At 55.1% G+C, this 23580-nt stretch carries 25 protein-coding genes; 24 read left to right on the plus strand and 1 reads right to left on the minus strand.

Annotated elements, in window-relative coordinates; genetic code table 11:
• Positions 1-100 precede the first annotated feature (100 nt).
• The 16 genes from ACLJEU_RS10115 to ACLJEU_RS10190 all read left to right on the plus strand — a co-directional run bounded on the left by ACLJEU_RS10115 (position 101) and on the right by ACLJEU_RS10190 (position 14533).
• Positions 101-556, plus strand: a complete 456-nt coding sequence (locus ACLJEU_RS10115; RefSeq protein ID WP_414664844.1) for a hypothetical protein — start codon at positions 101-103, stop codon at positions 554-556.
• A 185-nt stretch (positions 557-741) separates the two neighbouring features.
• Complete coding sequence (locus ACLJEU_RS10120) at positions 742-1245, plus strand: hypothetical protein (protein WP_414664845.1); 504 nt, start codon at positions 742-744, stop codon at positions 1243-1245.
• Between the two features lie 155 nt (positions 1246-1400).
• Complete coding sequence (locus ACLJEU_RS10125) at positions 1401-1964, plus strand: hypothetical protein (protein WP_414664846.1); 564 nt, start codon at positions 1401-1403, stop codon at positions 1962-1964.
• Between the two features lie 191 nt (positions 1965-2155).
• On the plus strand, positions 2156-2629 hold the full coding sequence (locus ACLJEU_RS10130; protein ID WP_414664847.1) for a hypothetical protein: 474 nt from the start codon (positions 2156-2158) through the stop codon (positions 2627-2629).
• A 967-nt stretch (positions 2630-3596) separates the two neighbouring features.
• Entirely contained in the window at positions 3597-3932 is a 336-nt protein-coding gene (locus ACLJEU_RS10135) for an immunity protein TriTu family protein (RefSeq protein ID WP_414664848.1), read from the plus strand.
• A 143-nt stretch (positions 3933-4075) separates the two neighbouring features.
• Complete coding sequence (locus ACLJEU_RS10140; protein WP_414664849.1) at positions 4076-4618, plus strand: hypothetical protein; 543 nt, start codon at positions 4076-4078, stop codon at positions 4616-4618.
• Positions 4619-5651: 1033 nt separating this feature from the next.
• The gene (locus ACLJEU_RS10145; protein WP_457795370.1) at positions 5652-6038 is read left to right on the plus strand and encodes a hypothetical protein; all 387 of its coding nucleotides are present in this window, start codon (positions 5652-5654) and stop codon (positions 6036-6038) included.
• Between the two features lie 152 nt (positions 6039-6190).
• Positions 6191-6544 carry a hypothetical protein gene (locus ACLJEU_RS10150; RefSeq protein ID WP_414664851.1) on the plus strand — a complete coding sequence of 118 codons (354 nt, stop codon included), beginning with the start codon at positions 6191-6193 and terminating at the stop codon, positions 6542-6544.
• A 151-nt stretch (positions 6545-6695) separates the two neighbouring features.
• The gene (locus tag ACLJEU_RS10155) at positions 6696-7247 is read left to right on the plus strand and encodes a hypothetical protein (RefSeq protein WP_414664852.1); all 552 of its coding nucleotides are present in this window, start codon (positions 6696-6698) and stop codon (positions 7245-7247) included.
• A 1180-nt stretch (positions 7248-8427) separates the two neighbouring features.
• Complete coding sequence (locus tag ACLJEU_RS10160; protein ID WP_414664861.1) at positions 8428-8520, plus strand: SHOCT domain-containing protein; 93 nt, start codon at positions 8428-8430, stop codon at positions 8518-8520.
• Positions 8521-8665: 145 nt separating this feature from the next.
• Entirely contained in the window at positions 8666-9106 is a 441-nt protein-coding gene (locus ACLJEU_RS10165) for a hypothetical protein (protein WP_414664853.1), read from the plus strand.
• Positions 9107-9744: 638 nt separating this feature from the next.
• Positions 9745-10524 (plus strand): hypothetical protein, encoded by a 780-nt coding sequence (locus ACLJEU_RS10170; protein WP_457795371.1) that lies wholly within the window; start codon positions 9745-9747, stop codon positions 10522-10524.
• 568 nt (positions 10525-11092) lie between these two features.
• Complete coding sequence (locus tag ACLJEU_RS10175; protein ID WP_414664855.1) at positions 11093-11443, plus strand: hypothetical protein; 351 nt, start codon at positions 11093-11095, stop codon at positions 11441-11443.
• 890 nt (positions 11444-12333) lie between these two features.
• Positions 12334-12597, plus strand: a complete 264-nt coding sequence (locus ACLJEU_RS10180; protein ID WP_414664856.1) for a hypothetical protein — start codon at positions 12334-12336, stop codon at positions 12595-12597.
• Positions 12598-13231: 634 nt separating this feature from the next.
• Entirely contained in the window at positions 13232-13915 is a 684-nt protein-coding gene (locus tag ACLJEU_RS10185; protein WP_414664857.1) for a DUF2971 domain-containing protein, read from the plus strand.
• A gap of 189 nt (positions 13916-14104) precedes the next feature.
• Entirely contained in the window at positions 14105-14533 is a 429-nt protein-coding gene (locus tag ACLJEU_RS10190; protein WP_414664858.1) for a hypothetical protein, read from the plus strand.
• A 1391-nt stretch (positions 14534-15924) separates the two neighbouring features.
• On the opposite strand, the gene ACLJEU_RS10195 is transcribed toward ACLJEU_RS10190, so the two are convergent.
• Entirely contained in the window at positions 15925-17031 is a 1107-nt protein-coding gene (locus ACLJEU_RS10195; protein ID WP_457795372.1) for a transposase, read from the minus strand.
• A gap of 86 nt (positions 17032-17117) precedes the next feature.
• Between ACLJEU_RS10195 and ACLJEU_RS10200 the strand changes: the two genes are divergently transcribed.
• The 8 genes from ACLJEU_RS10200 to ACLJEU_RS10235 all read left to right on the plus strand — a co-directional run bounded on the left by ACLJEU_RS10200 (position 17118) and on the right by ACLJEU_RS10235 (position 23519).
• A complete protein-coding gene (locus tag ACLJEU_RS10200) occupies positions 17118-17360 on the plus strand; it encodes a hypothetical protein (RefSeq protein WP_414665152.1) in 243 nt (80 codons plus the stop codon).
• A 388-nt stretch (positions 17361-17748) separates the two neighbouring features.
• On the plus strand, positions 17749-18003 hold the full coding sequence (locus ACLJEU_RS10205; protein ID WP_414665153.1) for a hypothetical protein: 255 nt from the start codon (positions 17749-17751) through the stop codon (positions 18001-18003).
• 1096 nt (positions 18004-19099) lie between these two features.
• On the plus strand, positions 19100-19468 hold the full coding sequence (locus tag ACLJEU_RS10210; protein ID WP_414665154.1) for a hypothetical protein: 369 nt from the start codon (positions 19100-19102) through the stop codon (positions 19466-19468).
• 489 nt (positions 19469-19957) lie between these two features.
• Positions 19958-20152, plus strand: coding sequence for a hypothetical protein (locus ACLJEU_RS10215; protein WP_414665155.1), 195 nt, complete (start codon positions 19958-19960; stop codon positions 20150-20152).
• 173 nt (positions 20153-20325) lie between these two features.
• Entirely contained in the window at positions 20326-20577 is a 252-nt protein-coding gene (locus tag ACLJEU_RS10220; protein ID WP_414665156.1) for a DUF1272 domain-containing protein, read from the plus strand.
• Between the two features lie 628 nt (positions 20578-21205).
• The gene (locus ACLJEU_RS10225) at positions 21206-21745 is read left to right on the plus strand and encodes a hypothetical protein (RefSeq protein WP_414665157.1); all 540 of its coding nucleotides are present in this window, start codon (positions 21206-21208) and stop codon (positions 21743-21745) included.
• A gap of 547 nt (positions 21746-22292) precedes the next feature.
• On the plus strand, positions 22293-22784 hold the full coding sequence (locus ACLJEU_RS10230; RefSeq protein WP_414665158.1) for a hypothetical protein: 492 nt from the start codon (positions 22293-22295) through the stop codon (positions 22782-22784).
• Between the two features lie 138 nt (positions 22785-22922).
• Positions 22923-23519 (plus strand): hypothetical protein, encoded by a 597-nt coding sequence (locus ACLJEU_RS10235; protein ID WP_414665159.1) that lies wholly within the window; start codon positions 22923-22925, stop codon positions 23517-23519.
• The last annotated feature ends 61 nt before the right edge of the window (positions 23520-23580 follow it).

A 23580-nucleotide genomic window follows, 5' to 3' on the forward strand; every position in this document is an offset into this window, starting at 1 on the left:
ACCTTCCGCTCCACTCTTCCCCATGCCCCAACCCCGCCCCGGCCCGTCCGACAATAGTCATCTCAGTTGATGCCAATTACACTGTTAGCCAAGAAACTCTATGTGGAACATCGAAAATAAGTTCAAAGTTAAGATCGGCGGCAATTACTACATTGATACGCCCAACGTCATAGTCGCATATGGTGAGTCGCTTTTTGCGATTAAGCGTCGTGAGGAAGACGGTCTGCTTGCCGTAGATTTCGACGTTTACGACGCCAAAGGGAAGAAGGTCGCTACGATTCGTAACGCGCACATTGTGAGCGGCAACAAAGAGGACTATGATTTCAAGAAGGAATTCCACCGTTACTGGGTTATTGAGAAGAGTTCTGGGCGCACTATCTGTGATGTTCGACAGAAGGCCGCGGCGGAAGGGAGCTGCGAGCTAGAGGTTTCTGTGGACCTTTACACGAAGACTGGATTTCGGATCATCGCGGACTCCGAACACACCAATATCGGAGGTTTGTTTATGAAAGGTTGCACGATGAACAATTGTGCTGCTGGCATCGTCATCAATTAGACACAATAAATATGGGTCGCACCATCAATCGGCTAACAAGGCGCCAGAGCCAACGCCAGTGGCCGTCATGCCGCGTGCGACCTCACGATTGACGGAAATGAAACTGCAGAATCTGGAACGTAGTGAAGCACGCGTCACGCCGGCCACTGTCGTGGCTCATCTTTGACGTTGGGCAAAAAATCCTCATGAAACTCCTAATGCTTGTTGCCGCATCGTGTGCGTTCGTTTTCGCGAGAGCGCAGACGCTCGACGACATTACCCTCGACTCGATTATTCCGCCGGGGGAGCAGAAAAAGATGGGGATATCGAAGCTTACGACCGAAGAACGCGAAGCTCTTCGTCGTTATTTTGTCAGCCGCATCAGCGAGATATTCAAAGCTGGCTTCGAGAAAGGACAGATGAGCCAAGTGAACGCGCGAGTTGCGAGTCCGCCGAAAAAAGAGACGTATATCGGTACGGGAAGCGAGCACTGGCTTAAGCAGAATATCGATCGCGGAGCGATGCTACTACTGGAAGATGGTTCGCTTTGGGATGTGGATCCACTCGACAAGATTGATGCTATGCTGTGGCTTCCCATCACGAACGTTCGAGTGCTAGAATCGACGAAGGGATCTCCAGGCTACGATTACCTCATCGTGAACACAGACGACGGAGAAAAGGTGCATGCGAAATATCGAGGCAAACGATGAAAAAAACGCCCAACAAGGCGCCAGAGCCAACGCCAGTGGCCGTCATGCCGCGTGCTACCGAAGGAGCTTCGAAATGAGACTGCGGTATGAGAAACGTACAGAGGCACGCGTCACGCCGGCCACTGGCGTGGCTCATCTTTGACGTTAGGCTGAAAATGAAGGATCGATCGAAACACTTTCTAAGACTTGCGCTCGCCAACCAAGCAATGCGCGAAGCGGATGCAATGGCGTCGCACATCATGACGACGAAGATCGCACCGGGAAGTGATCTCTATCACGCCGCCGTTGCAGGAATGGTTACGAGCTACTGCAGGCCGTTCATGTCTGCCACCGGCCTCGGACCACTCTCATCCGAGTTCGGAAGATTTAAAGATGCTCCACATCCAAAGAGCTACACTCAGCTGCATCTCGATTTGTTTACTGCGCGCGATAAGATTGCGGCTCATTTCGACCTCGAATACGGCGAGGGCCAGTTCCATCAGAAGAAGTATACCCTTCATCCCGGAGAGGTGGAGTTGACCCTCGAACGACATCGGTTTGGTGTTAGCACGAATCACACGACTCTTGGTCCAGATTCCATCGGATTTATTCGGCTCCTGATCGCCTTTCAGATGAAACGCATCGACGCGGCACAAGCGACTTTCGCTATTTCTATCGCGAAAGAAGCAAACGGACGATTAGGAGCGTATGTTTTCACACCTGCCCGAAAAAATGCGTAGCCGCAGGTGTGAATTGCGACTTTTACCGAATGTACAATCGGCCTAACAAGGCGCCAGAGCCAACGCCGGGACTTGGCACGCCTCGTGCGATCGAGTGTGCTTCCGAAATGAAACAGCGGAATGGAGATCGTGATGCGGCACGAGGCGCGCCAAGTCCCGTCGTGGCTCATCTTTGACGTTAGCCAAAAAAGATGGCGCTCTATTTTGCTTTCGTAGTCGAGTGCCCGCGCGAATCCGACGCGATTCGCATCTGCGAGCGGCTGCGAACGGTAGTGATTGCCGTTGCCGGCCGTGACGTACCGATGGCCGAAGTCAAAATGGAGGCGAAAGCTGGGATGTGGTACGTGCAGGCGATGCCAAGCGGGATCGGCTACTCCCGGTACGGAGGTGACGTCGTACTGAACCGCCCAGAGTCGGTTACGGCCGTCATCGACCTTCTCTACGAAGCCATCGCGTCAGAGGAAGGAATCCGAAGAGCATTGTGCGGCTACGAAGCGCAAGACGCATTCGAGGATGTCTCCGGTAATCCTGACTTGAGTCGATTTGATATCCACGACCTCGTTTATGACCGAAACGCCATTTATCCTACAGCATGTTTGGCTGGCGCACGGAAGTTTGGCGTAAACTATTATCGGAATCCTTCGCGTGAGCACAAAACGGGCTAACAAGGCGCCAGAGCCAACGACCTTCGCCGTCACGTCTCGTGCTTCCGTACGAGCAATCGAATGAAGCAGCAGAATCCAAATTGTGATGTCGCACGAGCCGCGCCGGCGAAGGTCGTGGCTCATCTTTGACGTTGGGCGGAATACCTTCGCGGTGCGTGACTCAGGGAGCGTGCGATTTGCGGATGAAGGCCGTGAACCGAGAAATCGAGTGCGGGAACTACCGGAATTCCGGTAGTCGAGAAGATCGATCGTTTTTGCGCGGTGAGAAGAGTGGGGCGAGCGACACCTCGATTCCGGAAGTGACGGGGCGAAGCCATCTCGACTCGAGCCAAGTATCTCATTATTCCGTTTCGTTACCCAAAATTCCTGACGATGAATTCGAGAGCTGATTTTCATTCGCCCAGACGCCCAACAAGGCGCCAGAGCCAACGACCCTCGCCGTCACGTCTCGTGCTATCTTACGATTGTTCGAAATGAATCAGCAGATTCCAAATCGATATGCTGCACGAGCCGCGCCGGCGAGGGTCGTGGCTCATCTTTGACGTTGGGCGGTATCCGCTCCTATTTGAAGTGCGCGAGTCAGAGTGAGGATTTATGGAGAGCATCGTTTCTCGGGAATGGGATCGGAATGTAGAGTCACGGCATCGGTCCCGCGTCCGAGTTCGGACGAGCGGAGCGGAGTCAGGGTGCTCGAGGCGTTTGTCCTGGTTGTGCAGGTGGACATGTGTGGATCGTCGCAGGATTCTCTCGCCGTGGTGGCCGTTATGGAATCGGATCAGTCCTACACCGTGAGCATTTCCCCGATGCGAGCCATACGGCCCAACAAGGCGCCAGAGCCAACACCAGTAGCCGTCATGCCGCGTGCTGACTCACGAGTGATCGAAGTGAAACTGAAGAGTGCAGATCGGAATCCAGCACGCGTCACGCCGGCTACTGGTGTGGCTCATCTTTGACGTTAGGCAAAGAAATGCACACCGCGACGTTTCGAGATTTCATCTGCAATCGCGGCTACGATGATTTTCTGCCCGGCGTGGAAGCGCGGCTCCGCTCACAGAATGTCGCGTGCGATGTTCACTACGCGCCTGAAGCTCCCGTTCCCACGCTTCGGCTTCGTTTCGAAAATAAGAAAGCAGTGTATGAAGTGATTCTCTGGGAGTCCGGCGATTGCGAGATGCAGGTATTGGATTTCACGAAGGAGGCATTCGTCTTCCACAAACGTGAGCGCTTCAGTTCGCCGATTGCATTTCTTGGAGGTTACGGCGATCCACTTCGACTACTCGGCGATGAAAAAGAAAGAGCCTAACAAGGCGCCAGAGCCAACGACCTTCGCCGTCACGTCTCGTGCTATCGTACGGTTTGATCGAAATGAAGCTACAGAATCCAAATCGTGAAGTTGCACGAGCCGCGCCGGCGAAGGTCGTGGCTCATCTTTGACGTTAGGCTGAAATGATCATCGGCATTTCGATCTTCTTTGCGTGCGTTGTCGCAGTCTTTGGCATCATCGCAGTGCATGAGTACGGTCACTATCTTGCGGGCGCTTCTAGCGGTATCCCGCGAAGCGCAATGAGTGTGAGGCTTTTCGTCTTTCCCCAGCATGTGGCGTTAAGGAGTGAAAATCGCTGGCTTCATCCTCAGCGCGACTACGAACGCTATGTGGCGGCTTCAATGGCGCTCCTAAAGAGCCGCAATCGCGCAGGGTTCTATGTGGCAGGTGGTCTGCTCGTCCAGACACTCGCTTTCGTGGCTCTTGTTTTCAGCATGGCCGCCGCCGGCGTTCCGCGTTTTGTGCTCAGCCCCGTTGTTTTCGCGCTAGTATCTGTTCCATGCCTCTATCTGCTGTTCGATTTGCTGAGCTCACATTTCAAGAAGAAGCCCAGTGGTGATTTCTCGTTCCTTTGGAGGATCTCTCCTGTCGCATCGTGTGTGCTCACCTTATTTGTTTTTGGTGCCCATGTCGGAGTACTACTTCACGTCCTCAAAACCGCGTAGAGTCTGATGGAAGAGTAACAGCACTCCCGAATGAAAACTCGCCTAACAAGACGCCAGAGCCAACGCCAGTGGCCGTCATGCCGCGTGCGATGTCAGGAGTGACCGAAGTGAAACTGCGGAATCAGAAACGTAGTGAAGCACGCGTCACGCCGGCCACTGGCGTGGCTCATCTTTGACGTTCGGCGTTGCACGATGATCAGAAAGACCTTCGTTATGCAGTCGCTGAAGCATTCGGGCTCAGATGATCGGACGTTTTGGCCGGGTTGGACTACATCGACCCGGCGCTGCGAGATGGGAATCGGCGGAGCGTACGCTCGGTCCTTGGTTTGGGTCGGCCGGAGCGCGACTTCGCAGCTTGCTTCTCGAGGCGTTTTGATCGGCTGCTTCAGATTTGTCTCTTTGATCTGTTCGTCGTCTGTCCAGCATCGATCGCTCCGGTGTCGCCGAACCAGTCGCCAGAGCCAACGCCAGTGGCCGTCATGCCGCGTGCTGACTCATTGATTATCGAAATGAAACCACGGAATGAGAATCGTAGTGAAGCACGCGTCACGCCGGCCACTGGCGTGGCTCATCTTTGACGTTGGGCGGAATACCTTCGAGATGCGCACCTCAGAGAGCAGATGTTTCGAGGTGTCAGCTGCGGGTGATTCGGCTGTCCGGTGGAAAGTGACGAGAGGTGTGACTACCGGAATTCCGGTAGGTGAGTGCGTTGAAGGTGAGAGGTGTCCGAATGAGTGTTTCCCAGTCCACCCGATCAGAAATAGTTTTGAGGAATTCCAGGCTGTGCAGTCGATGGCGGCAGCTTTGAGCAAAGGGCCGCAGCGTTGCCCGAGCCTTCAATCTGCAGTCTGCCAGATCAGTTCTCGAGCAGTTCCCAGACGCCCAACAAGTCGCCAGAGCCAACGCCAGTGGCCGTCATGCCGCGTGCTGACTCAGGAGTTTTCGAAATGAAACCGCAGAATCAGAAACGTCGTGAAGCACGCGTCACGCCGGCCACTGGCGTGGCTCATCTTTGACGTTAGCCAAGGAAGAGATGCCAATCGAATATCAGAAGTGGTCACCCATCGACAACATGCCTGAGCGTTTTCTCAACGCGGCGGTGCAGAGCGATGACGAGGGCACGCGTGTTGTCCTTCTCCCATTTGGAGAAGGAGCGCGCGCTCTTTGTGTGCAGTTCAATCACGTGCTGGCCTACGCCGTTTACGACGACTTCGCGTTCGCATTAAGTGACATCGAATACGGATTGATTGGTGTGCCGACGTTCATCGTGCGAAATTACGATTGGCCTGCCCCGCATAAGCGATACGAAGACACCGGGCTCCGAGATGTGATCTGCTACCGCTTTGGCAGTTTGAATACTATTGTCGACGTTCTCGCGGCCGGACCTGTAAATGCTCACTGGATTCCCCCAAATGGCTAACAAGGCGCCAGAGCCAACGCCAGTGGCCGTCATGCCGCGTGCTGACTCAGGAGTTGTCGAAATGAAACTGAAGAATCAGAAACGTAGTGAAGCACGCGTCACGCCGGCCACTGGCGTGGCTCATCTTTGACGTTAGGCAAAAGACGATGCGCTTGAATATCGAAAAGTGGGTGTTAGTCGGCCTGCTCGCGCTGGGCTATCTAACCCGAGTTCCAGGGTTGGTTCGACAAGGATGGATTGGCGCGCCAGCCCTCGTCGTCGGATTGTTAATCTCAGGCACCTTGATAGTCCTGCTTCTCCGATCATCTGCGAGAGCGGCACTTATCGTTGCTTGTCTGGCTGCTCTCGGCGGAATCGTCGCCCCGTTGGTTCAGGTGTTTGTCTTGCCGATGATTTCCAAGATGCCACCTGCTCCACTTTCAATGGTCGCAATTTCCGCGAGTATCTCGCTCATCGCCGGGTTCTGTGCGATGGACCTTTGGAGTGAATGGAAGAAAAAAGCCTAACAAGGCGCCAGAGCCAACGACCATGGCCGTCACGCCGCGTGCTATCGAAGGAGATTCTAAGTGAAACCACAGAACCCAGGTCGTAGTTCGGCACGCGGCGCGCCGGCCACGGTCGTGGCTCATCTTTGACGTTGGGCAAAAAAGGAAACCAATGCTTCGCTTCTCCGTCCTCGATCCGCTCTCTTCCGACAGAAACGAAATGGGTTCAGTGCGAGAGGAAGAAGTGTTGACGATATTTCGGACGCACCCTTGGGAGGAAATGCTCGCCAAGATGAATAATGCGCCCCCCACAGAACAGCACTATTTACCGTCGATCGAGTTTGAGAGCGTTGATCGCTACGCCATTTCCGTTTCGCGTTCAGAAGAGTGTCGAGAACCGGGCTTTAATATCTACTTCATGACGTACGGGACGGAGGATGAAATGTTTGCACATCTAAGGAATCAAGTTCCAGAGGTTGTGGAAGCCGTGCTAAGTAATTTCGCAGTTAGTAATTATCAGGATTTGCGGAGGCAATTTGTGGAATCAAATCCAAGTCAGCATCCAATACCGAGTATCGCAGGACAGTGTGAATTTTGCGGTAGGATGATTGAAGCAATTCGAGATGATCCTTGTAAGGTCATTGTCCCGGACGGAGAAGGGCTGACGAAGGTCTTGCTCGCTCACACCGTCTGTTTCAAAGCGTCTGTGCGAGTGTATTTCTGAAGCAGCTCTATGGATTGCGGTAAAAAAAGGCCCAACAAGGCGCCAGAGCCAACGACCATGGCTGTCACGCCGCGTGCTTTCTCACGAATTTAGAGATGAAAAAGCGGAATCTTAATCGTCACGACGCACGCGGCGCGCCAGCCACGGTCGTGGCTCATCTTTGACGTTGGGCAAAAAAATGAACGTGCTACTCGGAGTTCTCCCATCCGTGTTAGGCGCGGCGCTCGCCGTGTGGTTCATCCTTTGGATCAGAAAGCGGCGCCGCGAAGCAGGCCATCATGACGAGGAGTGCGATAGTTAGCAGCACTGAGAAAGCTGACGTGTTGCAGAAGAACTGGCTTAGCCAATTGTCCGGCGCGTTACCCGATGAAGAGATGCTTTCCGAATTTAAGAGAGCCTACGCCTGGCGCACAAAGCGACTTGGCGAGAAGTCCAGTGCGGGCACTACCGGAATTCCGGTAGTCGAGAGCGTCGAACCTTTGGTCGAAATCGAAAGAGTAGGGGTGTGCGACACCTCGATTGCGGAAGTGACGGGGCGAAGCCATCTCGACTAAAGCTAAGTTTTCCGAATTGGTTTGGTGACACGACAATTGATGAGCGATGCGCAGCCTCAGTTTTCATTCGCCCAGACGCCCAACAAGGCGCCAGAGCCAACACCAGTGGCCGTCATGCCGCGTGCGATGTCACGAGTGACCGGAATGAAATCACGGAATCGCAATCGTAGTGAAGCACGCGTCACGCCGGCCACTGGCGTGGCTCATCTTTGACGTTAGCCAAAGAAATGAATCTCCTATTTCCCGCCCGTATTGCTCGAATTTCGTACCTAGTCCGCACGGGTGTTGTATTGCTGCTGGTAGCCATCTATGTCACGGCGTTTAGGCGGCCTGCGGAAGGGGACGTCGACTCCGCTACACCTCTGGACGTGCTGATCGTTTTGATCGCGTTCGGATACTGGATGTGGTTCGTTGTTCGCGCTCGATTTATTGACCTCTCGATGTCGCCTTGGTGCACGCTTCTGATATTTGTTCCAGGAGTTGATCTTTTTGTCAGCGGGTACCTTGCTTGGGGACGATCGAAGGTGCGTCCCGAGTGGATGGTGCCGCGCGAAGGACCAGAAGCTGTGAGTTCTGATCCTAACAGTGTTGGACCAGACGTTGCGCCTCAGAAGGGTGAACGCTTAATGCGTCTAGAATCGCTCAGAGACAGTGGGGTTCTGACTGAAGCTCAGTTTGAAAAAAGAAGAGCCCAATTGCCTCCCGAAGAAAGGGGCTAACAAGTCGCCAGAGCCAACGACCATGGCTGTCACGCCGCGTGCTATCTCACGAATCCCGAAGTGAAACCACAAAATCCAAATCGTCATGAGGCACGCGGCGCGCCAGCCACGGTCGTGGCTCATCTTTGACGTTAGGCAGAAGACGATGAAGACCGAAAAACTGGAGCGCCTCGGTGATTTTTCCTCTCTCAGCTTCGAGCAGCCCTCTGTAGTCTCCGACGGTTTTCATCTGAAGCTGCTCTTCGATTCGAAGTTGCCGATCGTCGCTGGCGGAAAGGTTTCGAAGCTCATCACCGCGGTCAGATTCAAGACAGCGATCGCTTGTTATTTCGGCCTACCAAATGACGAAGCGCTTTCGGGGCATCCGCTTTACGAGCAGGGGTTGGAGCCATATCGAGCTTACGAGGTTCGTGGATCGTCGTGGATTGCTGAGCTTTCACGGCGCAATGCAGTCCATCCGAACCATCGAAGTGATTCGTTCGATGAGATGCACCACTACCTCTTTACGTTTAAGGATGAGCTCTTCGAATGCGTTGCAAGTGGGTATGAGTTGGAGGTCGAGGGAGCGAATGAGAAATCGGCCTAACAAGGCGCCAGAGCCAACGCCAGTGGCCGTCATGCCGCGTGCGACTTCAGGAGTGATCGAAATGGAACTGCAGAATCAGAAACGTAGTGAAGCACGCGTCACGCCGGCCACTGGCGTGGCTCATCTTTGACGTTCGGCCCAAACCCCCCGCGATGCGATCGTCGAGCATGCAGTCGAGAAGACAGGACGGTGATCCGATCGTGTTTCGTTGGTCGTGGGTTCGAGCTTCCATCGTCGGAGCATTTGGCCTGGCTCGACTACATCGACCCGGCGCTCCGAGATGTCGATCGGCGGAGCGTACGCGCGGTCCCGGGTTGGGTTCACCCGCAGCGTTTGTGGGAAGCCTGCTTCCGTGTTCGTTTTCCCGGCGGCCTCTTCAAGCTCGCATCAATGGCAGCGTGTCGTTCGCTCAGCATTGTTCGAACCGTCCCGCGCCGAACAAGTCGCCAGAGCCAACGACCTTCGCCGTCACGTCTCGTGCTATCTTACGATTTACCGAAATGAAGCAGCAGACACCAAATCATGATGTCGCACGAGCCGCGCCGGCGAAGGTCGTGGCTCATCTTTGACGTTGGGCAAACTTTATGTCTCTATCTAAACCTAAGCTCTCGGTACCCATTTCCGAACTGACTGTTGATATGATCGGCGCGAACGGGCGATCTTTTATTGATGCGTATGAAGATCCTGTGCGTAAAGTCGATCCATCGATGCTTCTCCGAGCAGCTAAGGTGAGACTTTTATCCGACGAAGATAAGGCCCGTTACATAGTGATAAAGTTTTCTTACGTGCTTTTCGATCCGGTAAAGAACGCCGTTGCGTTAATTGACCGAGTTGGTGGACGGCACAAGCAAAGTGTTGGAAAGCACTCGCTCTTACTATCGTCAGGGATGGACGGATTTTATGGTGCACTTGAGCTTGGAGGCGAGAATTTTTTCAATTCCTACTACCCGTTTACTCGCAAGTTGGGAGCTCTTGTTAACGAGTTCGCTCTGCCTTTTGTTTCGTACAAGGAGTTTTCTCATCCGGTTAGGCACTTTGCTTTTGTGGTTAGAAAGCTAAACGAGCGGTACTATGCATTCTTTATACATTTAGCGGTGCTTATGAAGGGCGGAAGATTTCCGAGAACTGAGTTTTCACTAGACTATCCCAATCCCGACCCAGAGTTGCCACGAGATTTGATTCAGGGCTTTTTTGGTTTGGATGAAGCAGAGCGTTTACTTAAGGATTCCAATTTTCTGGTTGACCGTTATGCCCTAAGCATTCTTCGCGGGGAAGATTTCAGTGCTGACGGTTTGGAAGGAGTTCGATTCACCCCTCGTTTTGCGTGGAGCAAGCTTGGTGGTCGTGTATGGGATTCAGTTCTACTTCGCCCCAGTTGGCACGGGCTCGGCATAGACCTTAAGAAGTTGGTCGAATGAATCCCATTGGCCCAACAAGACGCCAGAGCCAACGACCTTCGCCGTCACGGCTCGTGCTATCGTATGATTGATCGAAATGAAGCCGCAGAACCCAAATTGTGGGGAAGCACGAGCCGCGCCGGCGAAGGTCGTGGCTCATCTTTGACGTTGGGCGGAATACCTTCGCGGTGCGCAGATCAGGGAGCGTGCGAAGTGCACATGAGGCGGATAGGGCGAGAAGTCGAGTGCGAGAACTACCGGAATTCCGGTAGTCGAGAAGATCGAGCGGTTTTCAGAAATGGGAAGAGTCTGGCGCATGCGACACCTCGACTAAGGAAGTGACGGGGCGAAGCCATCTCGACTAAAGCTATGTTTTCCGAATTGGTGTGGTGGCTCGAAGATGGTGATCGATTCGCGACCGATGTTTTCATTCGCCCAGACGCCCAACAAGTCGCCAGAGCCAACGACCACAGCCGTCACGCCTCGTGCTTCCTACTCTGTTTTCGAATGAAACTTTCGACTAGAAATCCGAATCCTGCACGAGTCGCGCCGGCTGCGGTCGTGGCTCATCTTTGACGTTGGGCAAAACATGCACGTCTCATCTCAGGATCCGCTAGCGACGTTCGTTGCTGGCGTCGTCCAGCAGAATGCTTGCATCGCAAGTGGCGACGCTCGTCGGGGAAAGCGCGAATCGAAGAAGTATGTCGCCGCCGCGAGGACTTTGCTTGCAGGTGGCAAAGATGAGGTTGATCGCTTCGCCACGCTGCTCACCCACGATCACGACGACGTTCGCGTGATGGCGGCAGCGTTTCTCCTCAAAGACCGAACCGAATTAGCGGTGGCGGCGCTTAGGCCGCTTGCGAAGGGCGGCGGAATTGCTGCACTTGGAGCGAGGATGACACTGGAAAGATACGAGCGCGGCGATTTGGAGATCAGATGACGAAATGCCCAACAAGGCGCCAGAGCCAACACCAGTGGCCGTCATGCCGCGTGCGATGTCAGGGGTGATCGAAATGAAGCAGCAGAATCACAAACGTAGTGAAGCACGCGTCACGCCGGCCACTGGTGTGGCTCATCTTTGACGTTCGGCAAATGAATGCGCTTCCCGTGTTGCTCTTCTTGACGCTGCTAGCGACCTGTTGCGCGCAGACGCCTCAGTGGATTCCGCATTCAGACATCGACCGCATCGCTGAAGCCGTGCGGACTATTCCTCTACCTACCACTCGAAAGGCGGCTTTGGCGATTCTAGCGCCACTGGAGATCCAACAGAGTTTTCCGCGGCACATCTCCGATGGATTGCAAGGACAGGGTGGCAGAATTGGACCTTACTACATGTCCGTTGCGTTCACAGATCTCAGCTCTCAGGTAGGTTATTACCGAATGATTCTCCACTTCAGTCTCAAGGAGAAGGCCGAGGACGTGGAAGCTATCGAAATTCTGTACCTAATGCCACGAGGCCGCGTTACCGATCCTGGTCACTGTGAAGAGGGCTATCGGCAGTTTTCTATGCTAATTCACAGGCCGAACAAGGCGCCAGAGCCAACGCCGGGAGCTGTCACGCCGCGTGCGACCGAAGGAGCTCCGAAGTGAGGAATCCGAATCCATTTCCGAAGGATGCACGCGGCGCGCCAGCTCCCGTCGTGGCTCATCTTTGACGTTGGGCGGAATACCTTCGCGATGCGCACGTCAGAGAGCAGATGTTTCGAGGTGGCGGCCGCAGGTGATTCGGGTGCTCCGTGGACGATGTCGAGCGGTTTGACTACCGGAATTCCGGTAGGCGAGGGCGTTGAAGGGCGAGGGTGCTCGGACGAGGTTTCGCGAGTCCACCCGATGAGAAAAGGTTTTGAGGAAATCCTGGCTGTGCAGTCGATGGCGGCAGCTTTGACTCAAGAGCCGCAACGTTGCCCGAGCCTTCTATCTGCACCTTTCGAAGATCAGTTCTCGGACATTTCCCAGACGCCCAACAAGGCGCCAGAGCCAACACCAGTGGCCGTCATGCCGCGTGCTGATTCAGGAGTGATCGAAATGAAACTGCAGAACCAGAAACGGAATGAAGCACGCGTCACGCCGGCCACTGGTGTGGCTCATCTTTGACGTTAGGCTGCCAAACCCAAGTTTCCGAACGTCAGATGTAGTGAAAAATATGCGACTCCTCCCTTATCTGGTATTCCTTCTTACCTGCGTCCTCGTGGGATTCGCCAATCAGGAACGCCTGATGCCTCTCGCACTCTTTCGCGTCGAATCTCGGGCCGGAGGTGGCTTCATTGTTGAGGGAAGCCAGAATGAAAAAGGAGACGTAGTTTCGCTTACGATCATGGCATTCGGCGTTTCGCACGCAGCGCCGATAGAGATTCTCGAGCAACTTCGTGGATGTAATACGAACGGGTTTCGCTTGGTTTCCGATAGCGGAATCTTCGGACGCTCTGTCCATATCCAGTTCCAATCAGGATTCACTTCCTACACGAAAGCACTTCGTCTGCTTACGTTGTTCGCAGACGGCAGGTTTCGAGTTCGTGAAATGCCGGTTCCTAAAAATCCGTAGCTTCAGAGTTGAATAGTAAGAGTCTCCGAATGAAAAAACAGCCTAACAAGTCGCCAGAGCCAACGACCTTCGCCGTCACGTCTCGTGCTATCTTACGATTGTTCGAAATGAATCAGCAGAATCCAAATCGATATGCTGCACGAGCCGCGCCGGCGAAGGTCGTGGCTCATCTTTGACGTTAGGCAAATGAAACTCTATTATTACGCTACAGAGTCCGCCTTAAGTGCGCTTTGGGACCAAGAAATAAAGGTCGCATCTCCGTGCGACTTTAACGATCCATTTGAGTTCTTGCCATCGACGGAAAACGTAACGCCAGAGAATCGTACTTTCTGCCATGCCTTCCAGGGATCGAGTCGTCACCATTACTACGTCCTCAGCATGTCGGAGCGCCCTAACAATATTCGAATGTGGGCTCAGTATGCTGCCAATCACACTGGACTTATGATTGAACTCAATTGGGACGTTGGGATTTTTAAGGAGTTGTCCGCAGGTGGTGCGTTGAGAAAAGTGGATTACGAGAATCCTAAAAGGGTAGTAATCGACCCTTCCAACTTGAGCGACAAAGATATTTTGGAAGTACTAACCCGAAAAGGTAATGACTGGGCACAAGAGCAAGAGTGGCGGCTGATCTTCACCTCTGACTTCTTGGAAAGGATTGGCGGACGGCATAAGCTTTTGAATGGCCAGGTGGCGGCTTTCATACCTCTGCGCGATGAATGTGTTTCGCGTGTTACAGTCGGCCATCGGAGTTCGAGCATCCTTTTCGATTCGATCGAAGCTATTAAGCGCAATCGTCAGGCTAAGTGGCCGATCGCAAAGGCAAAGTTAAGTGACTATGAGTTTCTTCTCATCGATGAGCAATCGGCGTAGCTACGGGGTTAAGCTGCCACTCTTCCGAATGAAAAATCGGCCTAACAAGGCGCCAGAGCCAACGACCTTCGCCGTCACGTCTCGTGCTATCGTACGATTGTCCGAAATGAAGCAGCAGAATCCAGGTTGGGATGTTGCACGAGCCGCGCCGGCGAAGGTCGTGGCTCATCTTTGACGTTGGGCAAAATCATGAAACTTTCTCTCCTCAGTGCTGCCGTTGTCGTCGGGCTATTCGTAATGTCATACGCCGCAGATGCGCCGAAAGTCGGGACCGGATTCACGATAGCGCCGGTAAAGGACGGGCGTTATGTACCGTGGCGCGATTCTAGGAACGAGGGAAAGTACTACGCCGGGGAGATAACAACGGTTGTCGGGACCAAGTTTCGTTGCATCTACTTCACAGACGTGATTCGCCAAGAGGAAATCAGACCTGATTATTCGGGCACACTGAAGAGCTATGCCGATCACATTTACCTCGATCACCCTGGAGTTGCTTACCCCTACCGAGTCACTGGATTTCTGCACGGCGCGTTTGTAATGACCACATGGAGAAATTACGAACACTGGAAGAAATTTGGGAGCATGCCTGAGCATGGAACTCTTTACCTTGAGAAATAATGAACCGGCCCAACAAGGCGCCAGAGCCAACGACCTTCGCCGTCACGTCTCGTGCTACCGTACGATTGACCGAAATGAAGCAGCAGAGTCTAAATCGTGATGTCGCACGAGCCGCGCCGGCGAAGGTCGTGGCTCATCTTTGACGTTCGGCCCAAAACCACCGCGATGCGTTCGTTGAGCATGCAGTCGATAAGACAGGACGGTGATCCGATTGTGTTTCGTTGGTCGCGGGTTCGAGCTTCCATCGTCGGACGTTTTGGCCTGGCTCGACTACATCGACCCGGCGCTCCGAGATGGCGATCGGCGGAGCGTACGCGCGGTCCCGAGTTTGGTTCACACGCAGCGCCGGTGCGAAGCCTGCTTCCGTGTTCGTTTTCCCGGCGGCGTGTTCAAGGTCGCTTCAGTTCGTGCGTCTCGTTCACTCAGCATTGCTCGAACCGTCCCTCGCCGAACAAGTCGCCAGAGCCAACGACCTTCGCCGTCACGTCTCGTGCTATCGAGCGGTTGATCGAAATGAAACAGCAGAATCCAAATCGTGAAGTTGCACGAGCCGCGCCGGCGAAGGTCGTGGCTCATCTTTGACGTTGGGCGAAATACCGTAGCGATGCGCACGTCAGAGAGCAGATGTTTCGAGGTGGCAGCAGCGGGTGATTCGGCTGCCTGGTGGAAAGTGTCGAGAGGTTTGCCTACCGGAATTCCGGTAGGCGAGCGCGTTGAAGGTAACGAGTCGCCGAACCAGGTTGCGCCAGTCCACCCGATGAGAAAGCGCTTTGAGGAGTTCGAGCCTGTGCGTTTGATGGGGGCAGCTTTGCCCCGAGAGGCGCAGCGTTGTCCGAACCTTCAATCTGCGTTTTTCCAAGTTCAGTTCTCGAGCAGTTCCCAGACGCCCAACAAGTCGCCAGAGCCAACGCCAGTGGCCGTCATGCCGCGTGCGACTTCACGAGTAATCGAAATGAAACTTCCGAATCAGAATCGTAGTGAAGCACGCGTCACGCCGGCCACTGGCGTGGCTGTTATGAGAACTGTGTAGTCAAGCGTGGAGCGTTTGGCTTTATAGATTCATTGGTTTGGAAGCTTTCTTAGAGTTACCCCAAAACTCCCGGTTTGGTGGGATGAGTCGCGGTCTCGCCAGAGGAGGGAGAGGTGATCCGGGGCGGAAGCCGCCGGGCCTAAGCTGTTATCCGTCGCTCGCGTGGATACGAGCCGCACAAGAGGACGTGTCCAGAAGAGGGATACGGCCTGCAGGGTTTTCCCGCTGGCGAGCGCAGGCCCGTCCGTCCGCACCACTCTCAGACTGCGTGCCAGAGGCACAAGCCACGTCACGGGCGGGCGGCCGGGCCGCGCTCAAAATTGGAACCGGAGAGTCAAAGAACGAAGGTGGCTAGCCTGAGCTAGGTCACGGGTTTGAAGACGAAGCCCAGTTCTGCAGCGGAGACCCGACCCGTGCGTACTCGCCACCAGTCGACGAAGAAGCGTCGCGCCAGGGCGACGGAGATCTGTTTGCCGCGATGGGTATTGGCCTCGCGGAGTTTGTCGCGGGCCCAGATGACGCCTCGATAGTTGGGTTGGAACTTGAGCAGCCGCCAAGCGGCCTCGACACACCAGAAGCGCAGGCGAGGGGAGCCGTGTTTGTCGACGGGCCCGAGTTGCCATCGTTGGCCGGTGGAATCTTCCGATGGCGAGAGGCCGATGAAGCTGCCGGCCTTTTTGCCCGACTTGAAGCGGTGCCAGTCCAGCACCTCGCGGTCGAGGACGCCGGCCGTGATGGCGCCGACGCCGACAGGAGCCGGTGGCGCTTCCGCGATGATCTCCGCTTCGACGGCATCGAGCTGCTCCTTGATCGCGGCGGCACTGGCCGCCGCCCTTTGGAGCAACCGCGCCAAAGTGGGCGGGAGATCCGGCACGAGTTTCGGCAGCACCCGCGGTCGCCACCATTCCTTCGGCAGACGATATCCCAGGGCGAGGGCCCGGCCACGGGCCGAGCGCAGGATTTGGTGCCGGGCGTCGCTCAGCGCCTCGCGTTCCCGGGCAGGCAGGCGGTGCAGTTCTTCTTCTGGCGTGGGAATCCGCACCGGGAAGAGCAGCCCGGTCCGACCGGCGCAGTGCAGCGCCAGATCGAGAGCGAGTTGACGCGAGTCGCGCTTGTCGTTCTTGCGCCGCCGACCGTGGCGCTCGAGGGAACGCGCGCGCACGACGAGGCAGTCGGCGCCGAGGGCGATCAGTTCCCGCGCCAGCGCGAAGCCGGTCGGCCCCGACTCGTAAACGCAGTGCACGCGGAAACCGTCCTTGAGCAGCTGCGCGATACGCTTTACCAAGGTCTCCCTCGACATGCCCTGCGCTGGCTTCGGACTCTCACCCGCTACGATGAACGTCACGACCTGGCGCAGATCGGCGGCGTCGATGCCGACATATACTTCCGGACGGAAAACGGCGGTCGCAGTCGCGGCCCCCGTGGAGGTGTCACTTTCGCGAACATTCTTGCACGTGTTCGTGATCATAATGGTGGTCGGGCGGAATATGCCACACGCTGTCCCGCTCGACCACCTCATGTCCTCTCATCTTTGACGTTCGGCAAAATAAGTGAATGAAAAATCAACCGGTATTCATGTATTCGCGCCAAGAGTGGTTTCGTGCGCTGGGCGTTTCAGCTTTGTGCGGCGTCCTCGCTATTAGCTTGTGGCTCGCAGTCCTGATGGTTTCTCGCGGCGCGCAAGCGGTGAATGGCGCGTTGAAGCAAGCTGTTTGGCTGCTGCCGACCGCGATCGCGCTTTTAGGTCCTGTTTTTCTTTATGCTGGACGGAAAGGCTCCAATTCCTCGGACGTCTAATTCGGAGTTCAAAATGCCGAACAAGGCGCCAGAGCCAACGCCAGTGGCCGTCATGCCGCGTGCTGACTCACGAGTGACGGAAGTGAAACTGCAGAATCAAAGAGGTAGTGAAGCACGCGTCACGCCGGCCACTGGCGTGGCTCATCTTTGACGTTGGGCAAAAATGAATATGAGAAAGCTACTTCATCTTATTCCTCTATCTCTTTTCGTGCTGGCATATCTTGTCGGCTGCACGACCCAAGGGACTTCCTCAAGCGGCACACCGCAGCGTCACGCCTCTACCAAGGAGTCAGTCTCAGGAGCGAAGACGGTGGGCGACGTCGATAAGCTCCTGTCTGAGTCCGAACGCGCAATTGAGCGCCGCAACTAGTAGCACTGAGAAGCAGACGTGTCCCCGAAGAAGTGGGTTGGACAATTGTCCGGCACATTAACCGATGACGAGGTGCTTTTCCTGATTTCAGGAAGCCTGTGCTTCCTGCGCACGAAGCGACTTGGCGAGAAGTCGAGTGTGGACACTACCGGAGTTCCGGTAGTCGAGAATATCGATGGCCTGGCCGAAATGAGAAGAGTGGGTGAGTGCGACACCTCGATTGCGGAAGTGACGGAGCGAAGCCATCTCGACTCCATCACGATGCTTCCCTAGTTGGTTTCCTAGCCCCAAATGTGATGTGCGAATCGCGAGTTCAGTTTTCATTCGTCCAGACGCCCAACAAGGCGCCAGAGCCAACGCCAGTGGCCGTCATGCCGCGTGCTGACTCAGGAGTTGTCGAAATGAAACTGTGGAATCAGAAACGTAGTGAAGCACGCGTCACGCCGGCCACTGGCGTGGCTCATCTTTGACGTTGGGCGAAATACCTTCGCGATGCGCACCTCAGAGAGCAGATGTTTCGAGGAGGCAGCTGCGGGTGATTCGGCCGCCTGGTGGAAAGTGTCGAGAGGTTTGACTACCGGAAATCCGGTAGGCGAGTGCGTTGAAGGTGAGAGGTGTCCGAAGGAATCTTTCCCAGTCCACCCGATGCGAAATGGTTTTGAGGAATTTCTGGCTGTGAAGTCGATGGCGGCAGCTTTGCCCAAAGGGCCGCAGCGTTGTCCGAACCTTCAATTTGCACTTTCCTCAGTTCAGTTCTCGAGCAGTTCCCAGACGCCCAACAAGGCGCCAGAGCCAACGCCAGTGGCCGTCATGCCGCGTGCGATGTCATGGAGTGCCGAAATGAAACTGCGGAGTCAAAAACGTAGCGAAGCACGCGTCACGCCGGCCACTGGCGTGGCTCATCTTTGACGTTCGGCCCAAAACCACCGCGATGCGTTCGTTGAGCATGCAGTCGAAAAGACAGGACAGTGATCCGATCGTGTTTCGTTGGTCGCGGGTTCGAGCTTCCACCGTCGGACGTTTTGGCCTGGCTCGACTACATCGACGCGGCGCTCCGAGATGGCGCGCGGCGGAGCGTACGCGCGGTCCCGGGTTTGGTTCACGCGCCGCGCCGGTGCGAAGCCTGCTGCCGTGTTCGTTTTCCCAGCGGCGTGTTCAAGCTCGCTTCAATGGCGGCGTGTCGTTCGCTCAGCATTGCTCGAACCGTCCCTCGCCGAACAAGTCGCCAGAGCCAACGACCTTCGCCGTCACGTCTCGTGCTATCGTACGATTGATCGAAATGAAGCAGCAGAATCCAAGTCGTGATGTTGCACGAGCCGCGCCGGCGAAGGTCGTGGCTCATCTTTGACGTTCGGCAAAGCCATCTCGTATGAAAATCAAAATGCTGTACTTCGCGCTTTGCGCAGTCGGTTCGGTGTTCGCAGCGGACGCCTCGAAGATTCTGCTTAAAGGTCTGTCGGTAAGCGTGGAGGAAGGCCGCGCATCTGGCGCAGCGCAGGCCGTCGTCGGAGACCTGAACGTGAGCGCAGATGTAATCACTTTTTATAGGGAAAAGAACGTCCTTAAGTGTGATGGAGTGGTGACCGTGCGCACGGGGACCGGATTGGTAAGGACCAAGGACTGCGTCATCGAACTTGAAGTCGGGGAAAAGAGACTGTTCTTCCTTGCGAAAGGCGATGTCCGTGTATCACCAAAGATGGATCCGATTCCAACCTCGCTTGTCACTCCGTCGAGGTAAAATTCGGCCGAACAAGGCGCCAGAGCCAACGCCAGTGGCCGTCATGCCGCGTGCGATGTCAGGAGTTGCCGAAATGAAACCGCAGAATCAAAAACGTAGTGAAGCACGCGTCACGCCGGCCACTGGCGTGGCTCATCTTTGACGTTCGGCAAAACCATGCGCCACCGATTTCAAAATAATAAGTGCGTGTTCTGCGGGGTTAGTTTGGCAGTCAGCGGATACTCTGAAGAGTGTCCTGCTCGCTCGGAAGAAGCGAGGCCGCGAGTTCGCCGCTCGCAACCGGCAGCTCAAACTCCGTTTGGCCGCATTGAATGCCCATACTGCCACAATCTTGTCACGCCGTATGTCACTACGAAAGAGAGTACCGAAGGATATGTTGTATACGACACACCCGGCCCAATCGACTACGTGAGGCCGCTGACAAATCGAGAGAGTATCCAAGTGTGCCCAATTTGTAGATGTGAGATTGCTACGCTCGAATTCACGAAAATGAAGCGCGAGGTGAAAGAAAAAGTGGATCGCCAGTTCATGAATTGGGGCCTCGTCCTGGTAGTTGGAGGAGCAATCCTAGGTATTGTCGGGCTTGCGATTTCCGAGGCCAATGATGTCGGTATTCTACTTGCGGTGATCGGTGGATTTCTTGTGTTCATCGGCTTCCTTGTTTGGGCACCATGGAGCGATTGAAAAAAAAGACGCCGAACAAGGCGCCAGAGCCAACGACCTTCGCCGTCACGTCTCGTGCTATCGCACTATTATTCGAAATGAAGCAGCGGAATCCAAATTGTGATGCAGCACGAGCCGCGCCGGCGAAGGTCGTGGCTCATCTTTGACGTTAGCCAAGCAAAAGAAAGCCGAACATGTCTCTGGAACTCCGACCGAACTGCGAATGTTGCGACGTCGACCTTCCGCCTGATTCCCTAGAAGCGTACATTTGCACGTTTGAGTGCACGTATTGCCTTCACTGCGCGTCTGGGAAGCTCGGTTTCATTTGTGCGAATTGCGGAGGCGAGCTGGTTCGGCGACCGGTCCGTCCGGCGGCGAAGCTTCTCAAGAATCCAGCGTCGAAAGTTAGGGTTGTGAGGGCGACACCGTGTGTGGCACCTCTTTGACCTCAACGTTAAGAACAGAGTGAATGCGTTCCAAATCGGTCTGGGAGTCTACGTTTTGACCTTACTGTCGTTGGGCGTGTGTGGAACCGTGATTGCGATGAGGCGTGCGGGCCCGTTGTTGACGAGTTTGGTCAATAAGCGAAATGAGATCGAAAGTGCACTCAAGAAAGGCGCAGTCTCGCGATGGGATCCGTTTCATCCAGATGGTGCGAAGTGGTGGCGGCGTATCCTAGTCGTGGAGTTCGTTGGCTTGATGGTGCTGAATTTCGTTACTTTATGAGCAACCGCGTAGCTTCAGTTTGGACGTGCGACTATTTCCGAATCCACCAGCGGGCTAACAAGGCGCCAGAGCCAACGCCAGTGGCCGTCATGCCGCGTGCGATGTCAGGAATTGCGAAATGAAACTACGGAATGAGAGACGTAGTGATGCACGCGGCACGCCGGCCACTGGCGTGGCTCATCTTTGACGTTAGCCAAAAGAATGGGCGCTCATCAGGAAATCCATCTATCGGCGCCTCTTCGTCTCTGGACCGCGTTTCGTTTCCCCCTTCAATCGCGGCTCGCTCGGATCGAAGTCGCGGTTGGTGCTCTTTGGCTCCTAGTTCCATTCGTTGGTTGGATCCTGAACATGGGACATCGCATCGCGATGACGCACCGCATGCAGCACGGCGAATCCGCTTGGCCAGCTTGGCGCGACTATCCCTCGCTGATGAAACATGGGACGATCGCCTTTCTCGGTATGGTCGAGTACCACCTACCGGCAGTCATCTGCGAATTGGCAGCGCGTTGGTTTGACAGCAGTTGGCTGCATGCGGTCGCTGCCCTTTTGTGGGTCGTCGCGACGATAGCAGTTCCCGGTTACATGTCGCACTACTGCTTCACGCTCGATCCCCGAGAAGTGTTCGATCCATTTCGTGCGATGCGCCGGGTCATCGAAGGCGGCCGAGCGTATTGGCATGCGTGGACAATTGCGCTTGCGGCTCTCGTTTGTTCGTTTCTCGGTCTCTTCGCATTCGGTGTTGGATTCCTCGTTACTAGTGTGTGGTTCTGGCAGGTAGCTGGTTTTGCTTTTGCGACCGTATTCTCAGATGCTTTTAGTCTCCGAAAACGGGCTAACAAGGCGCCAGAGCCAACGACCATGGCTGTCACGCCGCGTGCTACCTCATGAATCTCGAAATGAAACCGCAGAATCCAGAACGTCATGCGGCACGCGGCGCGCCAGCCACGGTCGTGGCTCATCTTTGACGTTGGGCGGAATACCTTCGAGATGCGCACCTCAGAGAGCAGATGTTTCGAGGTGTCGGCTGCGGGTGATTCGGCTGCCTGGTGGAAAGTGTCGAGAGGTTTGACTACCGGAAATCCGGTAGGCGAGCGCGTTGAAGGTTAAAGGAGTCCGAAGGAAGTTTTCCCAGTCCACCCGATGAGAAAGCGCTTTAAGGGGTTCGAGCCTGTGCGTTTGATGGCGGCAGCTTTGCCCAAAGAGCCGCAGCATTGTCCGAACTTTCAATCTGCGTTTTTCCAAGTTCGATTCTCGAGCAGTTCCCAGACGCCCAACAAGGCGCCAGAGCCAACGCCAGTGGCCGTCATGCCGCGTGCGATGTCACGAGTGACCGAAATGAAACCGCAGAACCAGAAACGTAGTGAAGCACGCGGCACGCCGGCCACTGGCGTGGCTCATCTTTGACGTTAGCCGCGGAAACGTACTCACTGGCGTGATGAGAAATGGAAAGTTGCCGATTGGAGTGACCGAAAGTAAGACGGAGCCATGGTTCCGGTACAGCCGTGGTGAGCTCACAAAGCCCAAGTATTTCTATTACGGAACCGAACGTAGGAAGAAGGAGGTTCGTGCACAGGTGATCGCATTTGCGTTACGGGAGAACAAACGTTGGACGCCAAAGATCGAGGCTGCCCGCAAGGGTCGTCGAACGAAGAGCAATAAGTCAGGTGTTGTTGGCGTAAGCATCAAGGTGGAGAAAGGTCGGTTGCCTGGCTCGACTTATCAGTACTGGTGGGCGCGCTGGCCGGGTTGTCCGTCTGGCGTGAAGTTCTCAATTCTCGAGCACAAGAACCGAAAGGCGTTTTCTCTGGCTCGGATCGCGCGTCAGCTTGAGTCGAAAGACAAGGCAGTAGTCGAGCGCGAGTACCTTGATCAGGCGAAATCAGGGAAGTCCGCCGGTCGATTGCTTAAGAGTACGAAAAATGGCTAACAAGTCGCCAGAGCCAACGACCTTCGCCGTCACGTCTCGTTCTATTGTACGATTGATCGAAATGAAGCAGCAGAATCCAAATTGTGATGTTGCACGAGCCGCGCCAGCGAAGGTCGTGGCTCATCTTTGACGTTGGGCATGAAACGTACGTCCTTCGGAATATTTTTGATGATCGGCTTCTCGAAAGCCGTTGCAGGACTGAGCCCAGAAACTGCGAAGGCGCTTACCGAGATGCTCACGAGTAACCCGGCCTTCACTCGTGCAATCGGAGGAAGCGGCACGTATTTCATCCGGGATGTGTCTTTTTCGGATGATGAGATTGCCTTTATCTCATACGAAATCGTGGTTTCGCTGGGCGGCACAAGTTGTGAACGAACCTGGTGGCACATTCCGATTTCGGGGCTACGCGAGGCGAATGTGGAGGTCAAAGGCGTGTCGACGCCTCGCGAACGATATGGCGAGTTGCGTGTTACATCGCCGAAGGAAGATGCCTTCCGCCATGTTTCCGAGCTTTCATCCGCTTCGATTCCCATCGGAGTCGGCCCTCATTTGAAGTGTAGCACGAAGACGGGAAGCGCATCGCAATTCAAAATTATGTTCTACAGTGAAGCTCGCGCCGAGGAATTTAGGGATGCGCTGATGAAAGCGCTAATGGAATCCAATCGGCCCAACAAGGCGCCAGAGCCAACGCCAGTGTCCGTCACGCCGCGTGCTACCGAAGGAAAGTCGAAATGAAACCACGAAATGAGAATCGTAGTGAGGCACGCGGCGCGCCGGCCACTGGCGTGGCTCATCT

The organism is Terrisphaera buseokensis (assembly GCF_047521145.2).
In the GTDB taxonomy this organism is placed as follows: domain Bacteria; phylum Verrucomicrobiota; class Verrucomicrobiia; order Opitutales; family Opitutaceae; genus ER46.

Excerpts from the sequence above, each read along its gene's own strand:
- ACLJEU_RS10115 (WP_414664844.1), top strand. The coding sequence starts at position 101 with ATGTGGAACATCGAAAATAAGTTCAAAGTTAAGATCGGCGGCAATTAC.
- ACLJEU_RS10120 (WP_414664845.1), top strand. The coding sequence starts at position 742 with ATGAAACTCCTAATGCTTGTTGCCGCATCGTGTGCGTTCGTTTTCGCG.
- ACLJEU_RS10125 (WP_414664846.1), top strand. The coding sequence starts at position 1,401 with ATGAAGGATCGATCGAAACACTTTCTAAGACTTGCGCTCGCCAACCAA.
- ACLJEU_RS10130 (WP_414664847.1), top strand. The coding sequence starts at position 2,156 with ATGGCGCTCTATTTTGCTTTCGTAGTCGAGTGCCCGCGCGAATCCGAC.
- ACLJEU_RS10135 (WP_414664848.1), top strand. The coding sequence starts at position 3,597 with ATGCACACCGCGACGTTTCGAGATTTCATCTGCAATCGCGGCTACGAT.
- ACLJEU_RS10140 (WP_414664849.1), top strand. The coding sequence starts at position 4,076 with ATGATCATCGGCATTTCGATCTTCTTTGCGTGCGTTGTCGCAGTCTTT.
- ACLJEU_RS10145 (WP_457795370.1), top strand. The coding sequence starts at position 5,652 with ATGCCAATCGAATATCAGAAGTGGTCACCCATCGACAACATGCCTGAG.
- ACLJEU_RS10155 (WP_414664852.1), top strand. The coding sequence starts at position 6,696 with ATGCTTCGCTTCTCCGTCCTCGATCCGCTCTCTTCCGACAGAAACGAA.
- ACLJEU_RS10160 (WP_414664861.1), top strand. The coding sequence starts at position 8,428 with ATGCGTCTAGAATCGCTCAGAGACAGTGGGGTTCTGACTGAAGCTCAG.
- ACLJEU_RS10165 (WP_414664853.1), top strand. The coding sequence starts at position 8,666 with ATGAAGACCGAAAAACTGGAGCGCCTCGGTGATTTTTCCTCTCTCAGC.
- ACLJEU_RS10170 (WP_457795371.1), top strand. The coding sequence starts at position 9,745 with ATGATCGGCGCGAACGGGCGATCTTTTATTGATGCGTATGAAGATCCT.
- ACLJEU_RS10175 (WP_414664855.1), top strand. The coding sequence starts at position 11,093 with ATGCACGTCTCATCTCAGGATCCGCTAGCGACGTTCGTTGCTGGCGTC.
- ACLJEU_RS10180 (WP_414664856.1), top strand. The coding sequence starts at position 12,334 with ATGAGAAAAGGTTTTGAGGAAATCCTGGCTGTGCAGTCGATGGCGGCA.
- ACLJEU_RS10185 (WP_414664857.1), top strand. The coding sequence starts at position 13,232 with ATGAAACTCTATTATTACGCTACAGAGTCCGCCTTAAGTGCGCTTTGG.
- ACLJEU_RS10190 (WP_414664858.1), top strand. The coding sequence starts at position 14,105 with ATGAAACTTTCTCTCCTCAGTGCTGCCGTTGTCGTCGGGCTATTCGTA.
- ACLJEU_RS10195 (WP_457795372.1), bottom strand. The coding sequence starts at position 17,031 with ATGATCACGAACACGTGCAAGAATGTTCGCGAAAGTGACACCTCCACG.
- ACLJEU_RS10200 (WP_414665152.1), top strand. The coding sequence starts at position 17,118 with ATGAAAAATCAACCGGTATTCATGTATTCGCGCCAAGAGTGGTTTCGT.
- ACLJEU_RS10210 (WP_414665154.1), top strand. The coding sequence starts at position 19,100 with ATGAAAATCAAAATGCTGTACTTCGCGCTTTGCGCAGTCGGTTCGGTG.
- ACLJEU_RS10215 (WP_414665155.1), top strand. The coding sequence starts at position 19,958 with ATGAAGCGCGAGGTGAAAGAAAAAGTGGATCGCCAGTTCATGAATTGG.
- ACLJEU_RS10220 (WP_414665156.1), top strand. The coding sequence starts at position 20,326 with ATGTCTCTGGAACTCCGACCGAACTGCGAATGTTGCGACGTCGACCTT.
- ACLJEU_RS10225 (WP_414665157.1), top strand. The coding sequence starts at position 21,206 with ATGGGACATCGCATCGCGATGACGCACCGCATGCAGCACGGCGAATCC.
- ACLJEU_RS10230 (WP_414665158.1), top strand. The coding sequence starts at position 22,293 with ATGAGAAATGGAAAGTTGCCGATTGGAGTGACCGAAAGTAAGACGGAG.
- ACLJEU_RS10235 (WP_414665159.1), top strand. The coding sequence starts at position 22,923 with ATGAAACGTACGTCCTTCGGAATATTTTTGATGATCGGCTTCTCGAAA.